This window comes from Moraxella sp. CTOTU48268, assembly GCF_032069585.1.
Classification (GTDB): domain Bacteria; phylum Pseudomonadota; class Gammaproteobacteria; order Pseudomonadales; family Moraxellaceae; genus Faucicola; species Faucicola cinerea.
In genome coordinates, this window is record NZ_DAMALV010000017.1 from 48,399 (window position 1) to 51,472 (window position 3,074).

At 42.8% G+C, this 3,074-nt stretch carries 4 protein-coding genes; all 4 read right to left on the bottom strand.

All coding sequences use genetic code 11. From position 1 onward, the window contains the following. On the bottom strand, positions 1 to 737 hold a 737-nt coding region (locus RT143_RS07485; protein ID WP_313092183.1), incomplete at its 3' end, for an SDR family NAD(P)-dependent oxidoreductase. 89 nt (positions 738 to 826) lie between these two features. After that, positions 827 to 1,471: a phosphoribosylanthranilate isomerase gene (locus RT143_RS07490; RefSeq protein WP_313092185.1), complete on the bottom strand. Its 645-nt coding sequence runs from the start codon at positions 1,469 to 1,471 to the stop codon at positions 827 to 829. Between the two features lie 129 nt (positions 1,472 to 1,600). After that, entirely contained in the window at positions 1,601 to 2,023 is a 423-nt protein-coding gene (locus tag RT143_RS07495) for a YgaP family membrane protein (RefSeq protein WP_313092187.1), read from the bottom strand. Positions 2,024 to 2,041: 18 nt separating this feature from the next. Next, complete coding sequence (locus tag RT143_RS07500) at positions 2,042 to 2,923, bottom strand: MBL fold metallo-hydrolase (RefSeq protein ID WP_313092188.1); 882 nt, start codon at positions 2,921 to 2,923, stop codon at positions 2,042 to 2,044. Positions 2,924 to 3,074: the final 151 nt, after the last annotated feature.

Here is a 3,074-nt window from a genome sequence, read left to right on the forward strand (position 1 = left end):
ACTTTTAAACCTGCAAAGGTTTGTGCGGTAGGCATGACTTCAATACGGTTGATATTAACGTGTTTGGGCTGTTCAATCAGCCATGCCACCATATTGGCGATATCTTGTGGGGTGACATATTGCACGCTGTCATAAACTTGGGCGGCTTTGGCGTCATCACCGTGAAAACGAATATTGCTAAACTCCGTGCCACCGCATAGTCCTGGCTCAATATTACTGACGCGGATATTTTTACCGACCAAATCGGCACGCAAGTTTAGGCTAAACTGGGTCACAAAGGCTTTGGTCGCGCCATACACATTACCACCAAAATACGGATAATTGCCTGCGGTTGAGCTTAAATTAATAACGTAGCCGTCGTTGTTGGCGACCATGAGAGGTAAAATTTCATGGGTTAAATGAATCAAGCCTAGAATATTGGTATTGACCATTTGTTGCCAATCGGCAAAGTCTGTTTTATCCGCGGGTTCAAGTCCCAGTGCCAATCCTGCGTTATTGACCAGTACGTCGATGTTGGTAAGCAAATCATTTGGCAAAGTTTGTAAGGCGGTTTTGGTGGCAGGCAAGTCCGATACGTCAAAGTTTAGCGGGATAAATTTGTCGCCCAGTTGCCTCTGTAGTTCGTCCAGTTTTTCTTGACGTCTGCCAGTGCCGATGACGGTATGACCTTTTGAGATGAGTAATTCGGCAATTGCCTTGCCAAACCCTGCGGTTACGCCTGTGACCAAGATATTCATTGTATCCCCTATCATTTTTCATGTTCTATTATACTAGTACGTTAGTATATACCAATTTATTTGAAAAGCAATCTTTATCCTTACAGGATTTATTTGCAAGTTTGTTCAATAAATTTTTGCATTTTCGCCAAACTTTTCACCCCTTTTGCTGACTCAATGCCGCCACTGACATCCACGCCATAGACATTGGTTTTGGCAATCGCTTCGCCCACGTTATCCGCCGTCAATCCACCAGCCAGAATAATCGGTAAAGGTGAGTTTTTAGGGATTTTATCCCAATCAAAACTATCGCCCGTTCCGCCAAATTTATCGGGATGATAGGCGTCAAGTAGCACGCTACACGCCCCAAAGTCTTTAAGCTCTTGGATTTGGCTGACAATCGTCTCCGTGGTGTCATCATGGCTGATGCGTAATGCCTTTATCCAGCGTTTATTGATTCTATCTGCCATCAGCTTGCATTCTCGCGGCGATTCATCACCGTGAAACTGCACGATATCAAATGGCACGTGATGCGATAGATAAACCAATTCTTGCTCGGGCATATTGACCACCAATGCCACCACCGTGGTAAACGCAGGCACCGCTTTGGCAAGCTCACAGGCTTGCTCGGCAGTCACCGCTCGGGGACTTGGCTCATAAAATACAAAACCCACCGCATCCACGCCAAGATTGACCGCATTTGTAATATCTTCAAGTTGGGTAAAGCCACAAAATTTGACCGCTGTATTTTTCATTGAGTTGTGTTTGTCTTGAAAATGATAAAAGCTAGTATAACGAAAAAAGGCACCCAAACGGATGCCTTTTCTCAGTCTTTTATTAGGCTATAACGAATGTCACATTCGCTTAAATTAAAGCCGCCTAGATTAAGCCTCTTTTTTTTCTGATTGTTCTGACTTTTCTGCCTTGTCTGCATCGTCAGCTTTCTTGGCTTCTGCAAGTTCTTCTATTTTTTCCTGAGCAGTCTCTTTAAGCGTGACTGCTTTTTCTTGAACTGTTTCTTTTAAGGTTTCAGCTGTTTGCTTGACACTGTCAATCACGGTGCTTTTGTCATCAGCGCTATCTTTCGCATGATCTTTTGATTGCGCTTTAGAGTGTTTTTTGCTATCTGCTGCTGATTTGGCGGTGTTGATACCGAGCATGCTGTAACAAGGACAATGACCCGTCGCACCCGATACTAAGGGTATTAAACCAAGCATTTTCATCTTTTTGCTTTTCGCTGATTTTAGTAAAGCTAGACCTGCCACAACACGCACGACTCTTTCTTTGTTGCCCACATTGGTTTTCATTTATTATTCTTCCTTATTTTATGATAATTGATTTAAGGGAATTTTAAGGTAGCGAACGCCATTATCTTCTGGTTTTGGCAATTCACCTGCATTGATGTTAACTTGTACTGATGGCAAAATCAAACGTGGCATTGCAAGTGTTTTGTCACGTTGGTTACGCATTCGTACAAATTCTGCTTTAGGCGTCCGTTGTTTGACATGAATGTTGCGTAATTTTTGCTCACCGACACAAACCGTTGCGATATGCTCACGCCCGCCCCTGGGTGGGTAATCATGGCAAAGATACAGCAGGGTATTATCGGGCAAGGCTAATAAACGCTGAATCGAGTCATACAAATCTTCGGCACTACCATGGGGAAAGTCACAGCGTGCAGAGCCGACATCAGGGGCAAAAATAGTATCACCGACGAATACCGCAATTTTTTCTTTGCCTGCGCTTTTATCCGTCACTTTATATGCCATATCGGCTGGGGTATGACCCGGTACATGCATGGCTGTAATGCTCAAATCACCCAGTGTTAGCTCGCTGCCTTCCTCAGTCAAAACATCAAATTGACTGGCATCGGTGGCTAGGTCGTCAAAGTTAAAAATGGTTTTAAAGGTTTTTTGCACCTTATCGATATATTTACCCATCACTATTTTACCGCCTAATTGCGCTTTGATATAAGGCGCGGACGATAAATGATCGGCATGGGCGTGGGTTTCGATGATATAGTCCAAGGTCAACCCTTGTGATTTAACAAACCCAATGACCTCATTGGCATTGACATAGCTAATTTTGCCGGCTGCGGGGTCAAAATCCAATACTGGGTCGATGATGGCACAGTGTTTGCTAGCTGTATCGACTAGAACGTGAGTAAAAGTTTCAGTGTCTTTGTCTAAAAAAGAATGAATGTTCATAAGTTTTCCTGTTATCTAAAAACGCTTTTGGCATATCTTTATGGCAATTTCAACTGAAAAAACACTTTATACTTTTGTATAATAGCCGCATTGCAAGACGTTGCTCAATTCATTATATTATTTTATAATATGTTTTTCAATATATTGTATT

Bases quoted from the DNA above. Each gene is read 5' to 3' on its own strand.
- RT143_RS07490 (WP_313092185.1), bottom strand. From the start codon at position 1,471: ATGAAAAATACAGCGGTCAAATTTTGTGGCTTTACCCAACTTGAAGAT.
- RT143_RS07495 (WP_313092187.1), bottom strand. From the start codon at position 2,023: ATGAAAACCAATGTGGGCAACAAAGAAAGAGTCGTGCGTGTTGTGGCA.
- RT143_RS07500 (WP_313092188.1), bottom strand. From the start codon at position 2,923: ATGAACATTCATTCTTTTTTAGACAAAGACACTGAAACTTTTACTCAC.